The sequence below is a fragment of the Brucella tritici genome (assembly GCF_008932295.1).
Taxonomy (GTDB): domain Bacteria; phylum Pseudomonadota; class Alphaproteobacteria; order Rhizobiales; family Rhizobiaceae; genus Brucella; species Brucella tritici.
Genome location: NZ_WBWA01000001.1, coordinates 196342 through 218836 on the forward strand (window position 1 = coordinate 196342; position 22495 = coordinate 218836).

Consider the following 22495-nt stretch of genomic DNA (forward strand, 5'->3'; position numbering starts at 1 on the left):
TAGCGGGCCATTCTGGCAGCCCTGTGAATAGCAGGGATTATCGCTGTTTATTTTGGGGGTTTGATCGGCTTTGGCCTGAATTCCGGCTTGATTGCCTTGAGGGCCATGCGATCCACCAGCGCGGGAGCGACAAGTTTCAACCAGCGCCCGAATCGCATCTGGCGCGTCATCAACACTTCACGCTTGCGTGCCTGCACACCTTCCAGCATCAGTCGTACGGCTTCTTCGACCGGCATCATGTCATCTTCACGGACACCGCTCGTTCCAAGAGCGCCACCGCTTGCACTATAGCCCACTTTTCGAATGTCGGTTTTGACGACGCCCGGATAGACGATGGTAACCGATATCCCGCTTGGTTCCAGTTCTGCACGAAGCGCCTCGCAGAAACCCGAAAGAGCGAACTTCGTTCCGCTATAGGCCGTACGTCCCGGCACGCCGATCAATCCGGCAACAGATGAGACAGCCACGATCCGTCCCTTGCTGGCGGCAAGATGCGGAAGTGCGGCATGAATGGGCCAGACGCTACCCCAGTAATTCAACTCCATCAGATCATGCATCCAGTTGAGATCCTCCGGCGTGATTTCGGCAAAATTGGCGTGGGCCGACATGCCAGCATTCACGATCAGCGTATCGATGCGCCCAAAAACAGACGCCGCCTTATCAATCAGAGCGATGCAGGCTGCACGAACTTTCACATCGGTCGGCACCACCAGCACGGAGCTGCCCAGTTGCCGCAACTCGGCGGCCAGATTTTCCAGCTTTTCCACATTACGCGCAGCGAGCACAAGAGCAGCATTGGCGCGGTCACGCCGGGCAATCTGCCGTGCAGTTTCTGCGCCGATTCCTTCCGATGCTCCCGTTATGATCGTCACATCCATGCGAGGCCCTCCCTGCCTGTCGATCAGATGACAGGCAAGGTACAGGCAGGGCAATCCGTGCGTCCAGTGATTTAGACCTTGCGCGATAGCCAGATCGCAGATCAGCGCGATGTATTCCACCTGCCAGACTACCCTCTCGCTCTCTATGCCGGAGGGGGCCGTACTTTATTGCTACGTTAACTGGCAACGACTTCCGGCAACGGTCGGTCAACGATCATCGCATGGTCAAGCACTCGTTGCAGATTGGCGGCATGCCGGAAACTCGGCTCCAGTTCTGCACCATCGGCCACAGCACGCGCAAAGCGCTGATAATTGGTCTCCACCGTACCCGCATCGATATCCCGCCAGACTGGAGCTTCGATGTCCTCGCCGATGGAACCGCGCAGGCTAGAACCAGTGGGTGTGTGCAGGATTTCGAGCGCGCCCTTGTCACCATGGATACGCAGCCGCAGCTCGTTCAGGTGACCTGTCGCCCAGCGGCTGGCATGAATGACACCCAGCGCGCCATTGGCATATTCCGCCATCATGACGAAGCTGTCATTCGCATCGAGCACATATTCACCAATATGGTTGTTCTCGGCCTTCTCGAAAGTCTTGAGGCGAGCCGAGGCTCTTTCCACATCGCTGCCGATGGCATAGCTGGCGAAGTCGAGAATATGAATGCCGACATCGCCCAGAACCCCGTTCGAACCGTGCCGGGTCGAAAGGCGCCAGAGCCATTTGCTCTCGGTCTTCCAGTCCCCCCATGTCTTCGAGACCAACCAGCTTTGCAGATAGGACGCCTCGAAGTGGCGCACCTGGCCGATCTCTCCCGCCATCACCATTTCACGCGCCTTTTGCAGAGGTGCGACATTGCGATAGGTCAGGTTGACCATGTTGATGACGTTGGCCTGCTCGGCCGCATCCGCCATTTCAGCGGCTTTTTCATAGCTTTCTGCAAGTGGTTTCTCGCAGAAGACATGCTTGCCCGCGCCGACCAGCGCAAGAGTGGTCGGATGATGAATGGCATCCGGCGTGACATTGGCAACCGCATCAAAGCGGCCCCATTCCAACGCATCCTCAAGCCGCGTGAAGCGGTTGTGGATGTCGTGATTTTCGGAGAAGGCATCGACACGCTCCGCCGAAACGTCACATGCAGCAACCACCTCGACGCCCTCGATGGCCTTGAAGGCTTCGGCATGGTTTTTTGCCATGCCGCCTGTTCCCAGAATAAGAAGACGCATCATGCACCTCAACGATAACCGGCTTCGCCCGGCTTGTGCAGTTTGGGTCCGCGCTCGACAATAGGCTCCGGCGCCTTGTCGACCGGAACATTCGGCGCGGTGTGGATGCCTGTCCATGCCGGTTGCGGATTGTAGGCCCATTTGACCGAGTTGCGCAGAACCGTCTGCACATTGGCATCGTGATAGGTCGGGTAGGTTTCATGGCCGGGGCGGAAATAAAACACATTGCCCGCACCGCGACGCCAAGTCATGCCGGAGCGGAACACTTCACCACCCGCGAACCACGAAATGAACACGGTTTCCAGCGGTTCCGGCACAGAGAACTGTTCGCCATACATTTCCTCATTCTCAAGCACGAAATTTTCATCCAGCCCCTGCGTGATCGGATGACCGCGATTGACCACCCAGAGCCGCTCGCGCTCACCCGCCTCACGCCATTTGAGCGCGCAGGGCGTGCCCATCAGGTGCTTGAATATCTTGGAGAAATGCCCGGAATGGAGCACGATCAGTCCCATACCTTCGAAAACGCGCTTCGCAACGCGTTCCACAATCTCGTCACTGACGCCACCATGATCCTTGTGACCCCACCAGACGAGCACATCAGTCTTGGCGAGACGGTCTTCGGTCAAGCCATGCTCCGGTTCCTGCAAGGTGGCGGTCGTCGCCTCGATTGCGCTATCCTCGTTCAGCGCCCTGGCGATAGTGTTGTGCATGCCGTCCGGATAAACCGAACGTACGGTTTCATTGATCTGCTCGTGAATGTTTTCACCCCAGACGACAGTACGAATAGGCACGAGTATTCTCCTTGCTGCGGGCAATCACGGCCCATTTGTCTCATGTATCATCAAGCTTGGGAGGTCAGCGTCAGACGGCACGGCCCTTTTCATCGAAACGATGAACATTTTCCCCCATTGGGGAAACCGAGAGTGTCTCTCCTGACCTGCGCGCTGCCACGCCGCTTTCGCGGACCACCAGCGGCTCCTCCAGGCCGAGATCGATATAGACATAGGTATCGGAACCGAGGATTTCGGTGTGGATCACCTGACCGGTCCAATGGCCTCCTTCGGACACAATGGCGAGGTGTTCAGGACGTAAGCCCACCGTATGCGCGCCAAAAGGCTCACTATATCTGCCGGACAGGAAATTCATCTTCGGTGATCCGATGAACCCGGCGACGAAAAGCGAATTTGGCTTTTCGTAAAGCTCAAGCGGCGTGCCGATCTGCTCCACGCGTCCGTCGCGCAGCACGCAGATGCGGTCGGCCAGCGTCATCGCCTCCACCTGATCGTGCGTCACATAGATCATGGTGGTGTCTTCCATGCTCTGGTGGAGCTTGGCGATCTCAAGCCTTGTAGCCACACGTAGTGCCGCATCGAGGTTGGACAAGGGTTCGTCGAAGAGGAACACTTTCGGATCACGCACGATGGCACGACCAATCGCGACACGCTGCCGCTGCCCACCGGAAAGCTGGCGTGGCAGGCGCTCAAGATAGGGCGTCAGCTGCAGCATTTCTGCGGCTTTATGAATGCGGCTCTTGCATTCATCCTTGCTCTTGCCCGCAAGCTGCATGCCGAAGGCCATGTTCTCGTAGACTGTCATATGCGGATAAAGCGCATAGGACTGGAAGACCATCGCGATGCCGCGCTTCGACGGTGCGAAGCTGTTGACCACCTTGCCATCGATAGAGAGGCTGCCTGACGAGATTTCCTCCAAGCCTGCAATGAGGCGCAGTAGCGTGGACTTTCCGCAACCGGATGGGCCGACGAAGACCATGAACTCGCCGGGCCGGATATCCATATCCACGCCCTTGATGACCTCGAAGTTACCGAAAGACTTGCGCACATCGCGCAACTGAAGTTCTGCCATGGTTGTACCTAACCCTTTACGCCGCCTGCCGTCAGACCGGATACGATCCGCCGCTGGAAGATGAGTACGAGTATGACGAGAGGAACCGTCACGATGACGGAAGCCGCCATGATGTTGCCCCAGGGGATTTCAAACTGACTGCTGCCGGACAGAAGCGCGATAGCCACAGGTACTGTGCGCTGGCTGCCCGAAGAGGTGAAGGTGAGCGCGAACAGGAATTCGTTCCATGCCGAGATGAAAGCGAGCAGTCCGGTCGTCACCAGCGCCGGCCACATCAGCGGCATGAAAACCCGCGTGATGATGACCCATGGCGAGGCGCCGTCCATAATGGCCGCTTCCTCGATCTCGACCGGCAGGTCACGCATGAAGGTGGTGAGAACCCAAGCCGTGAAGGGTAGCGTGAAGATCATATAGGAGAAGATCAGCGCCAGCGGTGTGTTGAAGATACCGAGAAAACGGATCAGCTCGAACAGCCCCGCCAGAACGGCGATCTGCGGAAACATGGACACTGAAAGAATGGTGAGCAGTAACAGTCCGCGACCACGAAAATTCACGCGCGCCAGCGCATAGGCCGCCGTCACCGCCAGCAACAGCGAGATCGCCACCACGACGGTCGCCACCAGCAACGAATTGCCGAGACTGCGAAGGAAGCTGCCCTGTGTGAGAACACCGGCATAATTTTCAAGTGAGAAACTGCTTGGCCAGTAATCGACCTGAAAAAGCGCCGTCCCGGATTTGAGGCTGGTAATGATCGCATAATAGAAGGGGAACACCGCGATCAAAATGATGAGCGCCACCAGCAGGTAGAAGCCGAGGGTTTTCACATAATGCATCATGCTATTCCCCCCTGCTGCCAATATTGACGCGCCCGAAGAACATGTAGAGCACGGTGATGGCCGCGATGATGAGGAACAACATCGTGGATGCCGCCGCACCATAGGCGAATTTGTCGAAATCGAAGAGATTTTCGCGGGCGAAAACCGACATGGTCTTGGTTTGCGCATTATTCGGCGTCAGCACATAGATCAGGTCGAAGATGCGCAACGCATCCAGCATACGGAAGATGATCGCCACCATCAGCGCCGGACGGATTAACGGCAGCGTCACCCGCCAGAACACCTTGACCGGATGCACGCCATCGATCTTCGCCGCCTCGTAAATGTCGGATGGCACCATTTGCAGACCGGCCAGAATAAGCAGCGCCATGAAGGGCGTCGTTTTCCAGACATCGACGATCAGGATCGCAATCATCGCTGTGTCGGGATTGGCCGTCCAGGCGATCTTCTGGCTGATGAGGCCGAGATTGAGCAGGATATGATTGAGAATGCCAAACTGGTCATTGAGCATCCAGCCCCACATCTTGGCCGAAACAATCGTCGGAATTGCCCATGGGATCAGGATTGCGGCGCGCACAAGCCCACGCCCCCGGAAATTCGCATTCAGCACCAGAGCGACGATCAATCCGAAGATCGTTTCGAGGCTGACCGACAGAATAGTGAACCTGATCGTATTCCAGACCGCGCCCCACCAGGCGGGATCGGCCAGAAGACCGCGATAGACGGTGCGCCCGCTCTTGAGCGTCACCCACGACAGATAGTTGTTGAAGCCGACGAATTCAGCGGTGCCCAGGCTCGTCAGCGATGCATTGGTGAAACTGAAATAGATGGTCCGCAGCAGCGGCCAGCCAGCCACCAGCGCCAGCACTATCAGCGAGGGTGCGAGAAACACCCATGCCGACCGGATACGCTGCGCGCGCAGATCGGAGTGAAGCCGTGTCCGCAGGCTCCTCGGCGCATCAAGGGAAGTCTCCGTCATGATCCTGCTCCGGGTCATCGGATGAGAAGGGCGTTCGGGTTGCCCGATGGGGGCTTGGGAGGACAACCCGAACGCGGCTTGATCGGTCCCTACCAGCCGGAGCCTTCCAGCTCAGTCAGCTCGACCTCAAGCATTTCCAGATTCTCCGCAGCCGTACCGTTGCCCGAGAGCGTCTTGTGCACGGCAGTCCAGAACTTTGACGAGACTTCGTTATATTTCACCTTCGTCGCAGCCGATGGGCGCGGCACGGCATTCTGGAAGATAGGCTTCCAATTGGCCATGAAAGGCTGCGCTGCAATGACATCCTTGTCATCATAAAGCGTTTGAATGGTTGGCAGACGCGAAATTTCGACGGCCTGCACCTTTTGCACTTCCGGCGATGCGAGATATTTGACCAACGCGATGGCCGCATCCTGCTTGGTGGAATATTTTGAAACGGCAAGGTTCCAGCCGCCGAGCGTTGAGGATGGCGCATCGCCCTCTGCACCGGCAGGCAGTGGCGCGACGTCGAACTTGCCTTTCACGCCGCTATCGGCACTGTTGCCGAGCGCATAAGCATAGGGCCAGTTGCGCATGAAGACGGCATTGCCAGTCTGCCAGACGCCGCGCGATTCCTCTTCCTGATAAGCAAGCGCGCCCTGTGGCGAAATCGAACCGATCCAGCCCTTGGCGCGATCGATCGCCGCTGCTGCCTTTTCATTGTTGATGGAGATCGTACCGTCGGCTTCAACGATCTGGCCGCCTCCGGACGACTTCACCCATTCAAGCGCATTACAGGTCAGGCCCTCATAGGCATTGCCCTGAAACACAAAGCCCCAGAGATCGGACTTTCCCTCGGCCCGCTCCTTGTCCATGATTTCCTTAGCAGTCGCCGTCATCTCATCCCAGGTCTTGGGAACCTGTTTGTTGTATTTTTCGAGGAGATCCTTGCGATAGAAAAGTGCCGGAGCATCAGTATAGAATGGCAGCGCAACCAGCTTTCCGTTCACGGTCTGTGACGCGATAATAGATGGGAAATGCGCGCCCGTGACATCCTTGGTCGCTTCCGTCAAATCGACGAACTGATCGGATAGTTGCGGCGCCCAGACCACGTCCGTCTGGTAGACGTCGATATCGGCGTTACCTGCCGCGAGCCATAGGCGATACTGGCTGAACTGCTCGCTGCTCGATGGCGGCATCGAGACGATATTGACCTTGTTGCCGGTATCCTTCTCGAACTTGACGATCTGCTCCTGCAGAAACTTGATGTTATTGCCCGTTGAATTGGCCGCAATGGAAATCTCCACCGCATGGGCGCTTACCGTCGCCAGGCCAAAAGCCGCGCAAGCCGCGAGTATACCTTGGAATGCCTTCATAGTTCCCTCCTCCCATCCATTCTGTAAGCGGTTTGATAAAATCGAAAACGGTTTGGATGACGAAAAGGTTGCAGAGGACCGCATTTCTGTCAAGCAGCAGATTTTGCACGCTATTCCATCTCACATCTCATCACCCAATATATATTGTAAATTCAATATATTACCATTCTCAATCGGTATTTCTTAGCGCTTAAGGGGCATGCTTTCTCAAACGTGCCAAAATGAAAATTGAAACAAACTTGAAATCGGTTTGGATTTCGTGCACCCTATATGTTGCAGCAGTTCAAAGAACTCAACCGACCAATTGTTAATCGCAAGGAAGCGGCTATAATCCGCTGCCTTGCCTGCCTGAATAATTCGAAAGCCAAATGAAGCTCCGTGAATTCGCCAAACATCTCGGCCTCTCAGCCACGACCGTCAGCCGGGCGTTGAGCGGCTATCCCGAAGTGGCGGAAAGCACGCGGAAGCGGGTCATGGACGAGGCAGTGCGTCTCGGTTACCGGCCCAATGTCAATGCGGTCAGGCTGGTTACCGGACGTGCCGGTGCAATCGGCGTGGTGATGGGCCGCAACAGCGAGTTTCACTTCGCCGAGTTCATGCGCGGCATGGCGGAACGGCTCAGTCAGGATGAAGTCGATATTCTCGTCAGCCCGATTGCAAACAACGGCACCGACGACGAAGTGCAACTCTGTCGGCGCCTCGCCACCAGCCACCGTGTCGATGCTATCATCGTGACGTCTCCAAAACCCAATGACGAGCGCATCCGCATGCTGCATGAACTGGGCATGCCATTCCTCGTGCATGGGCGCTCTGAAACCGACATTCCTCATGCATGGCTCGACATCGATAATGAAGGCGCGGTTTATCGCTCAACAGCCCATCTGCTTGACCTCGGCCACCGTCGCATCGCGATGATAAACGGTCGCTACGGCTTCACCTTCTCGCTTCACCGCGACGAAGGCTACCGGAAGGCGCTCGAAAGCAAAGGCATTGCCTTCGATCCGGAACTTGTCGAGCACGGCGATTTCACGGATGAAATCGGTTACCGTCTTGCGCGCAAGCTTCTGGAGCGTAATCCGCGCCCGACAGCGTTTGTTGCCGGTTCCATGATGACTGCGCTCGGCATATACCGGGCCGCACGCTCTTTCGGCCTGACCATCGGCAAGGATATCTCCGTCATCGCCCATGATGATGTGATCTCGTTCCTGAGCGCTGACAATATGGTGCCATCCCTGACTGCAACCCGCTCGTCGATGCGAGCAGCGGGAAAACGCTGCGCCGATCTCCTGATGGATATACTCGACGGACGCGCAGCCACCGACATCCATGAATTATGGCCCGTCGAACTGATCCTGAGGGAGTCCGCGACCCGCGTGCCCGAATGGGCTTAGGAATATCCAAAATTTAACGCGATTTGTCAGATTCACGCCACTGGTGTAGATTTGTCGTGCAACGCGGAATTGGTTCAGCACGCAGAAATGCGCCCCCGAAACCAAACCGCGTTGCATGCGGTTTATATCGGAGTAAAAATTGCGCAGTGAACAATCTATTCTTCAAATTTCCATAGCGGTTACTATTCTGGTTGCTGGCTTCGGCGTCGTTTTCGGCCTGTTATCCGGCTCATTTTCTATCGTATTCGATGGCGTTTACATGCTGGCTGATGCTGCGATGAGTGGGCTTGCCCTCCTCGTCTCGCGTCTCATCGCCCTTTCTGCCTTGCCGGAACAGCCACGCGGAAAATTGCGTGATCGCTTCACAATGGGCTTCTGGCATCTCGAACCGATGGTACTTGGCCTCAATGGCGTGATGCTTACCGGCGTTGCGATCTACGCGCTCATCAATGCAGTCGGCAGCCTGATGGATGGCGGACGCGATCTCGAATTCAGCTACGCGATTTTCTATGCCGTCATTGCCCTGATTGCGTGTCTCGGCATGGCACTCCTTGAAATGCGTGCAAACCGAACCTTGAAATCAGATTTCGTCGCACTTGATGCCAAAGCCTGGATCATGTCCGGCGGCATAACCGCGGCACTTCTGATCGCCTTTTCAGTCGGCTATGCCATTGAGGGAACAGAACTCGGCTGGCTGACGCCTTATATCGATCCGGCAGTTCTGGCAGTCGTTTGTCTTGTCATCATTCCCATGCCCATCGGCACAATCAAACAGGCTCTGGCCGACATATTCCTGGTCACGCCCGTTGATCTCAAGCAGCATGTCGATGCGGTTGCTGGAGAGTTCGTCAAGCGCAACGGCTTTCTGTCCTACCGCGCTTATGTCGCCAAGGTCGGTCGCGGCAAGCAGATCGAACTCTATTTCATCGTACCGCCCGACCTTCCGCCACGAAAGCTCGAGGAATGGGATGCGTTGCGCGACGAAATCGGTGATGCACTCGGCGGCGAAGGACCAGACCGCTGGTTGACCATCGCCTTTACCACAGATGTGGAGTGGGCCGTCTGATCTGAAGGGCTTGTTACTCGTTCGTCAGCGACAATTGTCGGCGCAGCCGCATGGTGCGGCTGTCGCCAGGCTGACGGGGCAGCCGGTTGAAAGCATTCAGGTAATTAGTCTTGGTGCGCATGATGTGCGCCTCCAGTATTTCCCGCAATTCCTTCGGCTTGTCGGCATCGGCCAGCTCGATGATCGCGGCATGGTCGGCGAAGGACCGCGCAGGCTCGCCCTCCGCACCGATGGCAAGATGCGTCCGCAACGCCGCAACGCGCCCAAGAATACTGTCATAGGCACGGGCGAGATAACGGTTGCCGCAGACACGGAAGAAAGCCAGATGGAACTCGGTGTCGCAACGCCCATAGGCGCGCAGATCGTCTTCATCTATCGCTGCACGCATGAGGTCGTACTGCTTTTTCAATTGAGAGACGAGCTTCTTGCGATTGCCGATCAGCGCCAGCCGCATGGCCTGATCTTCCAGCCCGACGCGAAAATCACATAGTTCGGCTATATCTTCCTGCGTTGGCGTAAAAACATAGGTGCCGGACTTTGGAACGATGTGAACCAGTTCCTGCATCTGCAGGATGTTGAGCGCCTCGCGTACCGGCGTGCGACTGACATCGAAGGCCGCAGCGAGCATGTCCTCGGAGAGGTTCTCTCCGAATTGAAACTCAGCATCGACAATCGCACCGCGAATACGTTCGGCGATGCTGCTTGCCAGCGACTTCTTGCCCTTGCCTCGAATCTCTCTCATGTCCGAATCTTACAGACGCCTTATTGCGACGTATAGAGCGGTTGAAACCGCATTCAAATTGCACTCGTCAACGATAACGGGCCCAGTCGAAGACCGGGCCCGTCATTCTGATTAGTCCCGTTTGGCCTTGAGACTCATGCAGAGGAAGAATCCAAGGATCGGGAAGATGGACAGGGCCAGCAGCGACAACGAGAAGCTGTCAGTGGTGGATTTGACCCATCCGACCAGATACGGTCCGGTAAAACCGCCAAGCTGCGCGAAGCCGTTGATGGCCGCAAGTCCGCCAGCGGCAGCAGCGCCGGACAGGAACTGTGTCGGCAGCGTCCAGAACACGCCGAGATAGGACCACAGGAAAAACGCGCAGACCGACAGGAGCACGAGGCTCATGATCGGCGACGGAGCCAGCGCGCTGGCAGCAAGGAAGATACCGCCGAACAGGCCGGCAATCGCCGTGTGAATCTTGCGCTCACCGGTACGGTCCGAACTGCGTGAAATCACGACAAGTCCGATCGCGGCAAACACGAACGGAATGGCCGAGATCAGTCCAGTCTGTGCCGCAGTGTAGTCGCCAAGGCTCTTTACGATTTGCGGCAGCCACATGATGACGCCGTAAACAGCGATACCGTTGAACATATAGACCAGCGTCAGAAGCCAGACGCGGTAATCGCTGAACACTTCTTTCAGCGAATGACGGGTATCGGCCTGCTTGCCCTGATTTTCCTTGGCAAGTTCGGCCATCAACCATGCGCGTTCTTCCGCTGTCAGCCAGCGCTGGTCCTTTTCAGGACTGTCGACCAGATAGAAGAAGGTCACGACGCCGAGGAGCACGGCGGGAATTCCTTCGAGAATGAACATCGCCTGCCAGCCGTGCAGACCGAAAAGCCCCTCGCCCGCATCCATCAGCCAGCCGGAGAACGGTGCGCCCACAACGATGGAAAGCACGGTTGCCGTCATGAACAAGGCCGTTGCGCGACCACGTTCCTTGGCCGGGAACCAGTAGGTGAGATAAAGCAGAACGCCCGGTGCAAAACCGGCTTCTGCGACACCCAGCAGAAAGCGCAGGATGTAGAACGAAACCGGGCCCTGCACGAAAGCCATGGCGCAAGACACAAGCCCCCACGTGACCATGATGCGCGCAATCCAGACGCGCGAGCCGAGCTTGTGCAGCATCATGTTGCTCGGCACTTCGAACAGCATGTAGCCAATGAAGAAAATGCCCGCACCAACGCCGAACATATAAGGCGTCAGACCGATATCATTGTTCATGTGAAGCGCGGCATAGCCTATATTCACACGGTCGAGATAGTTGACGATGAAGCAGATAAAGCAGAACAGAACGATCCGCAGATTGAGCTTGCGAATGGTACTGTCGCGCAGGTCGGGCGTTGCGCCGACCGCACTCAGAGTGGAATTGACCACGATGTCCTCCCAGGTCTCCGCTCACATTCCAGCATGAGCGGCATGCAATAATCGTTGCGGGAGCTGACACGTGATGATGCGCTCTCCCGTTCAGAGCTTTATCTGCGGAAACGGAGCCGGGGCCATTCCGGCATGTTTCCAGCAGACAGGCAATCCCGATCACGGACAGGCCATTGGCACAGATCCGGCCGTTATCGTCTCACTCCCATTGCAATGATTAGCGTGCAAACAGCAACTTTACAAGTAGAATACAAAATCTTGTACCCTAGATTGACAGAGGAGCCGGTCCATGGCTTTTAAAGCTACCGTTGCCGAAAGGTTGAGTCCGCGGATTCTCTTCGGCGACCCGTGGGCGCAAAGCGACGCCTTTCTTCGAGGAGGAAGATTTCATGACGACGAATCCAACAGCCTTTCCGGCCGATTTTTTTGCGGACCGGGTGGTGCTCATTACCGGCGGCGCATCAGGCATTGGCAAAGCCGTTGCCGAAAAGCTCATCGCGTTCAAGGCCAGGGTCGTGCTTTGGGATGTGAACGGCGCTCGCCTGCAGGAAATGGCGGACAAACATGGCGAGCAGGTTCTGACGGCCATTGTGGATGTCTCCGACAAGGCCGCCGTTGATCGCGCGGCGCACCATATCACCACGAAATGGGGTGGCATCGACCACCTGGTCAACAATGCGGGCATTATCGGCCAGCGCATGACCGTGAAGGAATTCGATGCCGATGAGCTGGACCGCGTGCTGGCCGTCAATCTGAAAAGCGTGTTCTACGTTTCCAGCGCTTTCCTCAACAATCAGGGCAAGAAGCCGAATAAATCGGTTGTCGGCCTGTCCTCCATCGCCGGTCGTACTGGCGGCATGGTCGGTAATATCGCCTATGCGACGACCAAGGGAGCAATCGCTTCCTACACCTACGCGCTTGCCAAGGAGCTCGCGCCGGAAATCCGCGTCAATGCACTGGCGCCCGGCGTGATCGACACGGAAATCCAGAAGGATGTTTTTGCCGATCCTGCCAATATCGCCAAAATGGCTGACCTCATTCCATTGAAGCGGCTTGGAACTGCCGATGAAGTTGCAGACGCGGCCATCTGGCTGCTGTCGCCGGGAGCGGCCTATATTACAGGCGTCGTGCTTGACGTTTCGGGCGGGCGATAAGGAGACGACGATGACGCAGGCAAAGGCCCTGAAAAACCTCATCGAAACCGGTCGCATCATTCAGGCGCCGGGTGCACCCGATCCGCTGACCGCCCGCCTTGTGCAGCAGGCAGGGTTTCCGGCCATCTACATGACCGGGTTCGGTGCGACGGCAAGCCGCCTCGGCACGCCCGATCTGGGTCTCCTCACGCAGACAGAAATGACAACCCATGCGCGGGATATGACCCGCGTGGTGGATATTCCGGTCATCGCCGATGCCGATACTGGTTACGGCGGCCCGGCCAATATCGTGCGCACGGTGGAGGAATATATCCAGTCCGGCGTCGCTGCCATTCATCTGGAAGACCAGATGGCGCCGAAACGCTGCGGCCAGCTTGCCGGTATCCGGCTGATCCCGGCAGAAGAAAATGTGCGTCGCCTCAAATGCGCGATTGCGGCGCGCGCCGACAAGGACTTGCTCCTGATCGCCCGCACCGACGCCATGCCTGCGGCTGGAGCGGAAGAAGCGATCCGTCGCGCGAAAATGTATCAGGATACGGGTGTCGATCTTGTCTTTGTCGATGGCATCAAGACTATTGCGGAAGTCGAAGCCGTCGCCCGCCACGTCGAAGGACCGAAGGTCGTCAGCATTGTCGACGGCAACGAAACCGTGGCTTTGACGGCCACCGACCTCGAACAGATGGGCTTCAACGTCGTGTTCTATGCGCTTTCAACGCTGTTCTCGGCGGTCAAGGCAGTGAGCGATACGCTGTCAGTTCTCAAGCGTGACGGTACGCCGAAAGCCCGCGCCAGCGATATGATTACGTATCAGCAATATTGCGACATCGTGGATCTGAAAAAGTTTCAGGATCTCGATGAGGAATATGGCTGGTCATAATCGGACTAGCCGAGGCAGGCGGCGACGCCTGCCTTTTCAGGCACTAAGCTTCTTCGCCTGAATGCGCGGCGATGCTCTTTCGACCGTGATTTCATAATGGTCGCCTTGCGTTACCTCAGCGATACGGCTTGGACGAAACGCAACTGCATTGATGCCGCCTTCGTGGCGCAAACTGTCGAACAGAATTCCGAACTCGCCGCCCTTGCGCATTTCTTCGCCGAACTTCTGTGAAGCGGCATAATCTGTCGGATCATAGACGGCAGGTAATGTTGCCTGCTCGCCGCATATATCGACGAAATCCTCTTCCAGCTTCGCCGCATAGACCCGAAATGTACGGGCCAGACCGTCCTGCCGCGTTGCAACGGTTTCGCGACGCATGTGGTGCGCAACCTCGACGACGGACGTGGTCAACCGCGCCGCCGCATACCAGGCGCCAAGCTCAGGACCGTTGAAGCGCATGCCGCCCGGCGCCACATGCAGAAACGTCGCCATGATGATGCTGGAATTGAGCCTGCCGAACACCCATTCCTCGTGTGGAAGGCGCTGCAATCGTTCACTCAGAAGACGATCGTTCGTCCAGCCTGCCAGTTCCATCACCGCTTCCAGATCGGCAGCGGTAGCAACGGTATCAAAAAGACCAATCGGCGGAAACCGCGACGGGATCAGACGATAGCTTGGTTGTGGAGCAGGATTGCGCCTCACGAGAACACCACGTCTTCATCCCGATAAGGCCGGAACGCGCGATCCAGTTCGTTCGGCTCCATGTAAAGGCCGCCACGCGCCGCATCCAGAAACCGGCGAACCGTCAGCAAGCCATCCTGCAGACCGCTCGTTATCAGGCTCAACGGCGGATGACCGCCGAAGACACCGGACTGGTTGAGCGTGTGCAGCCAGCGGATGCCAGCTTTCTCATCGGAATAAAGCACGCCCAGCGCCTGATGAATGCCAAGCACAGCGGACAAGCGCATCAATACGTCCACATCCAGCGTGATTTCGCGATGCTCGCGCACCGCCTTCACCCAATTGTAATAGGTTGATCTTGAAGGCAGTCCCAGCACCATAAGCCGCTGCTGCTCGTCCAGCCCCCAGAGATCGGCAATAGCAAGAAAGGTGCGCAGGCCCGGTCCGCTCAACCGCTTGCGCGAATGCGGAGAAAAGCGGGCCGCATCGAGAATATCCGGTCCCTTGCCTATCATTGACTTCAACACCGCATTGCTTCTGGCCATGATTGCCTCCGATCGTCCAGATCAGAATATAGTCCAAATTTAGACTTTTGCAACCTGACGGTGTTTCAGCCGGTAAGACACGCTTTATTCGGCGGCGATAAGAGGCGTTTCCGCAGCCACGTCCGGCATTGTATCGAAATGGACCGGACGCAGCGAGACATAGCCGTTGCGGATGTCCAGCACGTGCGAATAGACGCTCTGGCCGTTTTCGAGCTGCGGCAGCTTGTCCTCATGCATGATGCTGATGACGATAGCTTGCGGGCAGCGTGTCTTCAGCGCCTCATGGAAACGCATCTTGGAAGCCGGATCGAGGGCTCCGGTTGCCTCGTCGAGGAAAATGACCGACGGCTTGTGCAAGAGAATACGCGCCAGCACGATCTTCTGCTTCTGGCCTCCGGAAAGAACCATGTCCCAAGGCGTGCCATCGGCATCGGCGTCATTCATGCGCTCGATGAATTCGCCCAACCCCGCCTCGTGCAGCACAGCAGCAACAGCCAAATCACTGAACAGGTTCTCATCGGTGGGCAGGCTGACAAGCTGCTTCAAGGAGACGGAGGGGAACTTGGCCTCCTGGGTCGCATAAAACGAGGTGGCTTTCTGCGGATAGATGATATCGCCGGTGCCATATGGCCACAGGCCATTCAGCGCCTTTACGAAGGAAGTTTTGCCCGAACCGGATTCACCGCGCATATAGACCCAGTCGCCTGAACGAATATTGATCACGCCAGAGCGCAGGAACGCTGCTTCGCTGTCCGCTCCCTGCATGAGGGTGAGATTGCGTACCGACAGGCCGAAACGCGGATGCTGTTCGGCAAAAGCGAAGCGATTGATACCGGAGCGGCTGTAAAATTCCGTCGGATCCTGAACATTCTCGATGGCCTGCGCGAGGCCGATCACGCGGCCCGCATTGGCGCGCAGATTGGCAATTGCCGGCATGACCTGAATAAACCACGAGCAATCATTGATCATCGCAGCGACGAGTTCCGCGCCCGTCACATAGTTACGGAAACTGACGGAGCCGCTCATATAAGGCAGAAGGCCCGGAATATAGGCAACGATACGGTTGGAGAGAAAGCCATAGGCCTGCGAGAAAGCGAGATAGGCAGCATCGAAACGGTTAAGCCGGTTCCATGTGCCATCGACATCCTTGTAAAGACGGTCATTGACCGACCGCTGGACGGCCTCGCCACCGGATGCAGAAATCTGGAAACTGCGACGCAGCAGCGTCGTCCATTCGCCACGATAGGAACCTTCGGCCTTCTGGATGCCGAGATTGAGGCGCTCCAGACGCTTGCCGATCTTGATCGCGACCAGCGTTCCGAGCGGGACATAGATCACGATTGCAGCAAAGGCCAGAACGGCGCTGCCATAGCTTCCGAGGAAATCCAGTCCCTCTACGTGGGTGGACATTTCAATCAGCTTCTGGCCAATGAAGAAAGCAGACAGGAACACGCCGACAATGCCCATGACGAGGCCGATGGCGCCACCAGTCATGCCCTTGATCGATTCCTGCAGGCGCTGATCGATATTGTCCGGCTGATCCTTGCCCCTGCCCTGTTGCAGATGGAAATGCGTATGCTTGCCGTTTAAAAGCGCAGTGGAGAACTGGTCGTTCAGCCATTTGCGCCATTTACGGTGCAGCGTGGTGGACAGGAAATGGCGGGAACCGACCAGCATTACGTCCTTTGCCAGCATCAGCAGAACAAGAACGCCTGCATTGGCGGCAATGGTTATGAGAGGATGCTGAACAGGCGCAGTGTTGACGTTAACAATAGAATTCATCAGCAGGCCCGAAGCCTCGGCCACCCATACGGTAGTCTTGCTCACGAAGGCCGTCATCAGGAAGATTGCGATGGTGAGAGCCCAGGCTTCCTTCCAGCGGTCGGAAACCCAATAGGCGCGCATCAGCCCCCAGAACGACGTCATGTCAGCCACGGCAGACCTCCCCCTTGCCTGCAAGGATTGCTGTCTGGTCTGCCGGTTTTTGTTCAATCCACACCTCGTTCTGACAACTGGATGATAACGCTTTGTAACATATTGCAACAAACTGTGGTTAACGGAGTGTTAATAGTCAACACAAAAGCGGAGCACTAACCCGTGAACATAGGGGTGCGCATCAGCAACAAACTGAAATCGTTAGGCTATCGGAAACCTAATTATTTTGGATGAAGCACGTGTTTTGCACCGGAAATTCGACGTTTCCGGGGATCATCGCCGATGATTCGAGCAAATCGGCCCTACTAGGCTGCAAGATAGGTCTGCAAACGCGGCACTACAAAATCAAGGAATACACGGACCCGCTGCGGCAGTCGCGCACCGCCAAGAAATACGGCGTGTACTTCCTCTATATCGTTTTCGACCGCCTCGGCCAGAACCTCCACCAGTGCGCCGGAAGCGAGGTCGTTCCGTGCGTGATAATCGCCGATCCGAGCGAGCCCCAGTCCCGCGACAGCCATGCGCCTGACCGTTTCCCCATTATTGGCCAGCAGTGAACCGTAGACCGCGCGATCCACGATGCGACCGCTTTCCTTCAGCGGCCAGACAGGTGCTGCACGGCGGAAATTGAAACCGATGCAATTGTGATCGGCAAGGTCGTCTATGGTCAACGGCGTACCGCAACGTTCCAGATAGGCGGGGGCCGCCACGATCTTGCGCCGGGCCGTGCCAAGCTTGCGCGCCATCATGCTGGAATTCGGCAAGGTGCCGATGCGGAAAGCCACGTCGGTGCGATCAAGATAAAGATCAACCAGCTCATCCGACAGGGACAGGTCGATCACGATATTCGGATAGGCCGACAGAAATTCCGGCAACAAAGGCTCCAGCGCCAGCGTGCCCAATGCCACCGAAGCGTTGACGCGCACGGTGCCGCCCGTGCTCGCAGAACCTTGCGAAAGCTCGCGTTCGACTTCCTCGAAATCGCGCAGCAGCCCCTGACTACGCTCATAATAAATCTGCCCCTCGGTCGTCAGCGACAGGCGGCGGGACGAGCGCTCCAGAAGCCGCACACCAAGCCTTGCTTCGATACGGGATATGAGTTTGCTGATGGTCGAAGGATTCATACGCAGAAGACGGGCTGCTTCGGAGAAACTGCCCGTTTCCACCACCCGCAAAAAGACCTGCATTTCGCCAACGCGATTATCCATCGCCCGCTCCATCTGTGAAACTGTTTCACAGATAATGTGGATTCCGAGCGGATTTTCAAGCCCACGCGATTATCCTATTTCTGCTTCACGAAATCAAACCTGACCGAAAATTGCTTGGTACAGGATCAACAAGATGACGGCCCGAAGCATGAGCCTCCCAAGCTCGCGCTCCCCCGCGAAACGCCGAAGGCCAATCGACAGGAGATAATATGAAAATCGTGAACGCACATGGCGCGGCCATACCCGCGCTCGGCTTCGGCGTTTTCCGCATGACGGACGCGGAAGTGGAAAACGTCATTCCGGCAGCGCTGGAAGCTGGCTTCCGCCATTTCGATACAGCGCAGATCTACCAGAACGAGGCTGCCCTCGGGCGCGCACTGGAAAAGGCAGGCGCGCGACGCGAAGACCTGTTCCTCACCACAAAAGTCTGGGTCGATAATTATAGCCCCGAAAAATTCAGCGCATCCGTCGACGAAAGCCTCGACAAGCTGAAAGTGGATCAGGTCGACCTCCTGCTTCTGCACTGGCCTGCCGACAAGGTGGCTATTGCCGACCAGATTGACATGCTGAACGCTGTGCAAGCGGCAGGCAAGACGCGTTTCATCGGCGTGAGCAATCAGAATGTCGCACAGATGAAAGAGTCCATCCTTCGCAGTGCCGCGCCCATCGTCACCAACCAGATCGAGGTTCATCCCTATCTCGACCAGAATGCCGTAGCAGAAGCCGCAAAGACAGCAGGCCTTGCCATCACCGCCTATTACGGCATGGCTGATGGCGCAGTGCCGCGCGACCCCGTCTTGCAGGCCATTGGCGCCCGATACGGCAAGACTGCCGCTCAGGTCGGTCTGCGCTGGCTGATTGAACGCGGCTTCATCGCCCTTTCCAAGACGGCCAAGCCCGAGCGTGTCGCTGAAAATTTCGACATCTTCGACTTTGAGCTCAGTGCTGAAGACATGACGGCGATTTCCAAACTCGCCCGCCCCGATGGACGACTGGTCAGCCCTGAAGGGCTGGCTCCAGTCTGGGACAAATAACGGAGATTATGATGAGCACGATGACGTCTCACGACAGCGCAACGAAGGCGGCCGGTTTCAACTGGCCGCTTCTGGCGCTGGCAATCGGTGCCTTCGGTATTGGCACCACGGAATTTGCACCGATGGGTCTGCTGCCGGTCATTGCCGACGGGGTTGACGTTTCCATCCCGACCGCCGGCCTTCTGGTCAGCGCCTATGCCATCGGCGTGATGGTTGGCGCACCGATCATGACGCTTGCCTTCGGGCGGTTCGGCAAACGCACGGCCCTGATGCTGCTGATGGGCATATTCACGCTCGGCAACATCCTGTCGGCTCTTGCGCCGGATTACTGGACGCTGCTTGCAGCGCGCCTGGTAACGAGCCTCAATCACGGTGCGTTTTTCGGGCTTGGCTCCATTGTTGCTGCCAGCGTTGTACCGCCTGAAAAGCGGGCAAGCGCCGTTGCCACCATGTTCATGGGTCTGACGATTGCGAATATCGGCGGCGTCCCGGCTGCGACCTGGATTGGCCAGCAGATCGGCTGGCGCATGTCGTTCGCCGGTACTGCTGTTCTGGGTCTGCTCGCCATCGCGGCGCTCTGGCTTTCGCTGCCGCGTGGCGAGGCAGGCAAGATGCCCGACATCCGTCGTGAGCTCGGCGTCCTGATGCGCCCGACCGTGCTTATGTCGCTCGCAACGACCGTCATGGGCGCTGGTGCCATGTTCACGCTCTACACCTATGTAGCGCCTGTACTGGCCGACCTTACAAGCGCTTCGGAAGGTTTCGTGACGCTGGCGCTCATTCTTATCGGCGTGGGCTTCACTATCGGCAACGCGCTCGGCGGACGCCTCGCAGACTGGTCGCTCAATGGTGCTACGCGGATATTTCTTGCAGCGCTTGCCATCATCAGTCTGGCACTGCCGTTCCTGCTGGGAAGCCATATCGGTGCGGCAATCGGCCTGCTCGCCTGGGGTGCGGCAGCTTTCGCCATCGTTCCTCCGGTTCAGACCCGCGTGATGCAGGCTGCATCGGAAGCACCGGGGCTGGCATCGTCGATCAATATCGGCGCGTTCAACCTCGGCAATGCGGTGGGCGCGGCCCTTGGCGGCGGCGTCATCAGCGCAGGCTATGGCTATGCAGCCATTCCCGTCGCAGGCGGCCTTCTGGCAGCGGCAGGACTATTGTTCACACTGTCTCGCCGCCCGAAAACAGCGCTGGCTCCATCAGCCTGCTAATCCAACGTTCTCCTGAAGCGCAGAAGCGCCAGCGACGCAAACAGGAACACGAAGAATATGAGGGCGTTCACTTCTCCGGCAATGTCGGAGAGGTGCGCGCCCTTAAGCATAACGGCACGGACGATCCGCAGAAAATGCGTCAGCGGAAAAATCTCGCCCAGCGCCTGCGCCCAATCGGGCATACCCCGAAACGGGAACATGAAACCGGACAGCATCAGCGATGGCAGGAAGAAGAAGAAGGTAAGCTGCATGGCCTGCATCTGTGTGCGCGAAGCCGTCGAGATCGTGTAGCCGAGCAGGACCAGCGACAGGACGAAAATCAGCACGCAGGTCAGCAGAAGCGCCAGCGATCCCACAAAAGGCACGCCGAACAGAAGCTTGGCCGCGACCAGCACGACCACAACCTGCACGCCGCCGACGACCAAAAATGGCAGAACCTTGCCCAGCATGATTTCGGCAGGCGTGGCGGGCATTGCAAGCAGGTTTTCCATCGTGCCGCGTTCTGTCTCGCGGGTCAGCGCCATGGCTGTCATCATCACCATGGTCATTTGCAGGATGACGCCCAACAGACCGGGAACAATATTATACTGCGACACGCCTTCCGGATTATAACGCCGATGCACAATGACCTGTAGCTGGCTTCGCGCGGCATCTGCAGCCTCAGCCTGCTTGCCCTGTTCACGCAGGAGTGCCTGACTTGCGACGGTTCCAAGCGTGGAAACGGCACCGCTTGCCACTGACGGATCGGTCGCATCGGCTTCGATCAGAATTTGCGGCTGTTCGCCTGCATCGACACGCCTTGCGAAATCCGACGGGATCGTCACCACGAAGGAAACCGTGCCATTGGCAATCAGTGCCTCGGCTTCCGCCGCACTTTGCACGACATGGTTAAAGCGGTAATAGCCCGTGGCTTCCAGAGCGGAAATCATGGCGCGCGTATAATGATCCTGGCTGGTTACAACCAGCGCGCTCGGCAGGCTTTTCGGATCATTATTGATGGCAAAGCCGAAGAGCAGCAGTTGCATCAACGGCACGACCAGCATCATGGCGAAGGTGATGCGGTCACGCCGCATCTGGATGAATTCCTTCACCAGCATTGCGCCAAGACGCTCAAACGAGAACCAGCCATTCATTGCTTGCTGCTCCCGGAATTTCTGCCCTTCGACATATTGTCCTGGGCATTGGCCATGAACTGGATGAACACATCCTCTAGGCTGGTTTCACCTGCCTCGACGGTAACGCCCTCACGATGCCTGATCTTTTCCAGAGCTGCCTCAAGCTTCGCCCTGTCGGACCCCACGACGTGCAGTGTCGCACCGAATGGCGCTACCTGCTCGACACCCGGTTCACCCTCCAGTTCGCGCGCCACTTCGCCCAGCGTCGGACCGTTGACGATGAAGGTCGTCAGTCCCGCTTTATCGATGACGTCCCGGACGGTTCCCGTCGCCAATAGCTTGCCATAGGAAATATAGCTGATGCGGTGGCAGCGTTCGGCTTCATCCATGTAATGGGTTGAGACGAGCACAGTCAGCCCGCCATCGGCGAGGCGATGTATCTCGTCCCAGAAGTCGCGCCGTGCCTTCGGATCGACCCCGGCAGTCGGCTCATCCAGCAGCAGAAGCTTTGGCTTGTGCATGATACAGGCCGCCAGTGCCAACCGCTGCTTCCAGCCGCCGGAAAGCGTGCCCGCCAACTGGTCTCCGCGAGAGGTCAGGCCCAGTTCCTCAAGTGTCCGTGCCACATGTTCCTTCACCGGCTTCAACCGGTAGAGACGCGCAACGAATTCAAGGTTTTCGGCAATGGTCAGGTCTTCATAGAATGAAAAACGCTGCGTCATGTAACCGACTTCGCGCTTGATCTTCAGCCCTTCGGTACGAAGATCGAAACCCAGCACCTTCCCTTCGCCCTCGTCGGGCGTCAGCAGCCCGCACATCATGCGGATCGTGGTCGTCTTGCCCGAACCGTTCGGCCCCAGAAAGCCGACAATCTCGCCCTCGGCCACCGACATGCTCACATGATCGACGACCGTAGCGTCACCGAACCGCTTGACGAGACCTTTGACATCGATAGCGTTCGACATTGCCACCTCCGC

General features: G+C 57.3%; 21 protein-coding genes. 6 read left to right on the forward strand and 15 right to left on the reverse strand.

Translation table 11 applies throughout. The features are described from left to right. Positions 1–47 precede the first annotated feature (47 nt). From F9K91_RS00900 to F9K91_RS00930, 7 genes are all read right to left on the reverse strand, one after another. The gene (locus F9K91_RS00900) at positions 48–998 is read right to left on the reverse strand and encodes an SDR family oxidoreductase (RefSeq protein WP_235912710.1); all 951 of its coding nucleotides are present in this window, start codon (positions 996–998) and stop codon (positions 48–50) included. Between the two features lie 56 nt (positions 999–1054). Next, complete coding sequence (locus F9K91_RS00905; protein WP_151555186.1) at positions 1055–2101, reverse strand: Gfo/Idh/MocA family protein; 1047 nt, start codon at positions 2099–2101, stop codon at positions 1055–1057. 8 nt (positions 2102–2109) lie between these two features. After that, positions 2110–2895, reverse strand: coding sequence for a ThuA domain-containing protein (locus F9K91_RS00910; RefSeq protein ID WP_151676944.1), 786 nt, complete (start codon positions 2893–2895; stop codon positions 2110–2112). Positions 2896–2965: 70 nt separating this feature from the next. After that, positions 2966–3967, reverse strand: a complete 1002-nt coding sequence (locus F9K91_RS00915; protein ID WP_151676945.1) for an ABC transporter ATP-binding protein — start codon at positions 3965–3967, stop codon at positions 2966–2968. Between the two features lie 8 nt (positions 3968–3975). Beyond that, entirely contained in the window at positions 3976–4803 is an 828-nt protein-coding gene (locus F9K91_RS00920) for a carbohydrate ABC transporter permease (protein ID WP_151676946.1), read from the reverse strand. Between the two features lies 1 nt (position 4804). After that, a complete protein-coding gene (locus F9K91_RS00925) occupies positions 4805–5782 on the reverse strand; it encodes a carbohydrate ABC transporter permease (RefSeq protein WP_151676947.1) in 978 nt (325 codons plus the stop codon). Positions 5783–5871: 89 nt separating this feature from the next. Further along, on the reverse strand, positions 5872–7137 hold the full coding sequence (locus F9K91_RS00930; protein ID WP_151676948.1) for an ABC transporter substrate-binding protein: 1266 nt from the start codon (positions 7135–7137) through the stop codon (positions 5872–5874). Positions 7138–7505: 368 nt separating this feature from the next. Here F9K91_RS00930 and F9K91_RS00935 point away from each other — a divergent pair, with 368 nt between their 5' ends. Both F9K91_RS00935 and F9K91_RS00940 read left to right on the forward strand, forming a co-directional pair. Next, positions 7506–8528, forward strand: coding sequence for a substrate-binding domain-containing protein (locus F9K91_RS00935; protein ID WP_151676949.1), 1023 nt, complete (start codon positions 7506–7508; stop codon positions 8526–8528). A gap of 139 nt (positions 8529–8667) precedes the next feature. Further along, positions 8668–9594 carry a cation diffusion facilitator family transporter gene (locus F9K91_RS00940; RefSeq protein ID WP_151676950.1) on the forward strand — a complete coding sequence of 309 codons (927 nt, stop codon included), beginning with the start codon at positions 8668–8670 and terminating at the stop codon, positions 9592–9594. Between the two features lie 13 nt (positions 9595–9607). Here F9K91_RS00940 and F9K91_RS00945 read toward each other — a convergent pair whose 3' ends face one another. Continuing rightward, complete coding sequence (locus tag F9K91_RS00945) at positions 9608–10336, reverse strand: GntR family transcriptional regulator (RefSeq protein ID WP_151555037.1); 729 nt, start codon at positions 10334–10336, stop codon at positions 9608–9610. A gap of 111 nt (positions 10337–10447) precedes the next feature. Further along, complete coding sequence (locus F9K91_RS00950; RefSeq protein ID WP_151676951.1) at positions 10448–11755, reverse strand: MFS transporter; 1308 nt, start codon at positions 11753–11755, stop codon at positions 10448–10450. A gap of 389 nt (positions 11756–12144) precedes the next feature. Between F9K91_RS00950 and F9K91_RS00955 the strand changes: the two genes are divergently transcribed. Beyond that, on the forward strand, positions 12145–12909 hold the full coding sequence (locus F9K91_RS00955) for an SDR family NAD(P)-dependent oxidoreductase (protein WP_151676952.1): 765 nt from the start codon (positions 12145–12147) through the stop codon (positions 12907–12909). Positions 12910–12919: 10 nt separating this feature from the next. Beyond that, entirely contained in the window at positions 12920–13786 is an 867-nt protein-coding gene (locus F9K91_RS00960) for an isocitrate lyase/PEP mutase family protein (protein ID WP_151676953.1), read from the forward strand. A 36-nt stretch (positions 13787–13822) separates the two neighbouring features. On the opposite strand, the gene F9K91_RS00965 is transcribed toward F9K91_RS00960, so the two are convergent. From F9K91_RS00965 to F9K91_RS00980, 4 genes are all read right to left on the reverse strand, one after another. Beyond that, positions 13823–14488 (reverse strand): RES family NAD+ phosphorylase, encoded by a 666-nt coding sequence (locus F9K91_RS00965; RefSeq protein WP_151676954.1) that lies wholly within the window; start codon positions 14486–14488, stop codon positions 13823–13825. Then, entirely contained in the window at positions 14485–15012 is a 528-nt protein-coding gene (locus F9K91_RS00970) for an MbcA/ParS/Xre antitoxin family protein (RefSeq protein WP_151556968.1), read from the reverse strand. The genes F9K91_RS00965 and F9K91_RS00970 overlap by 4 nt, the downstream gene beginning before the upstream one ends. Before the next feature lie 84 nt (positions 15013–15096). After that, positions 15097–16947, reverse strand: a complete 1851-nt coding sequence (locus F9K91_RS00975; protein ID WP_167522139.1) for an ABC transporter ATP-binding protein/permease — start codon at positions 16945–16947, stop codon at positions 15097–15099. Positions 16948–17252: 305 nt separating this feature from the next. Further along, positions 17253–18155, reverse strand: a complete 903-nt coding sequence (locus tag F9K91_RS00980) for a LysR family transcriptional regulator (RefSeq protein ID WP_061346684.1) — start codon at positions 18153–18155, stop codon at positions 17253–17255. Positions 18156–18364: 209 nt separating this feature from the next. On the opposite strand from F9K91_RS00980, the gene F9K91_RS00985 reads away from it, so the two are divergent. Together F9K91_RS00985 and F9K91_RS00990 are read left to right on the forward strand one after the other, a co-directional pair. Then, entirely contained in the window at positions 18365–19189 is an 825-nt protein-coding gene (locus F9K91_RS00985; protein WP_151653131.1) for an aldo/keto reductase, read from the forward strand. An 11-nt stretch (positions 19190–19200) separates the two neighbouring features. After that, positions 19201–20403 (forward strand): MFS transporter, encoded by a 1203-nt coding sequence (locus F9K91_RS00990; protein ID WP_151556976.1) that lies wholly within the window; start codon positions 19201–19203, stop codon positions 20401–20403. Here the strand turns inward: F9K91_RS00990 and F9K91_RS00995 are convergent. Both F9K91_RS00995 and F9K91_RS01000 read right to left on the reverse strand, forming a co-directional pair. Then, entirely contained in the window at positions 20400–21536 is a 1137-nt protein-coding gene (locus F9K91_RS00995; protein ID WP_151676956.1) for an ABC transporter permease, read from the reverse strand. The genes F9K91_RS00990 and F9K91_RS00995 overlap by 4 nt on opposite strands. Further along, the gene (locus F9K91_RS01000; protein WP_151676957.1) at positions 21533–22483 is read right to left on the reverse strand and encodes an ABC transporter ATP-binding protein; all 951 of its coding nucleotides are present in this window, start codon (positions 22481–22483) and stop codon (positions 21533–21535) included. Before F9K91_RS01000 ends, F9K91_RS00995 begins: the two co-directional genes overlap by 4 nt. Positions 22484–22495 lie beyond the last annotated feature (12 nt).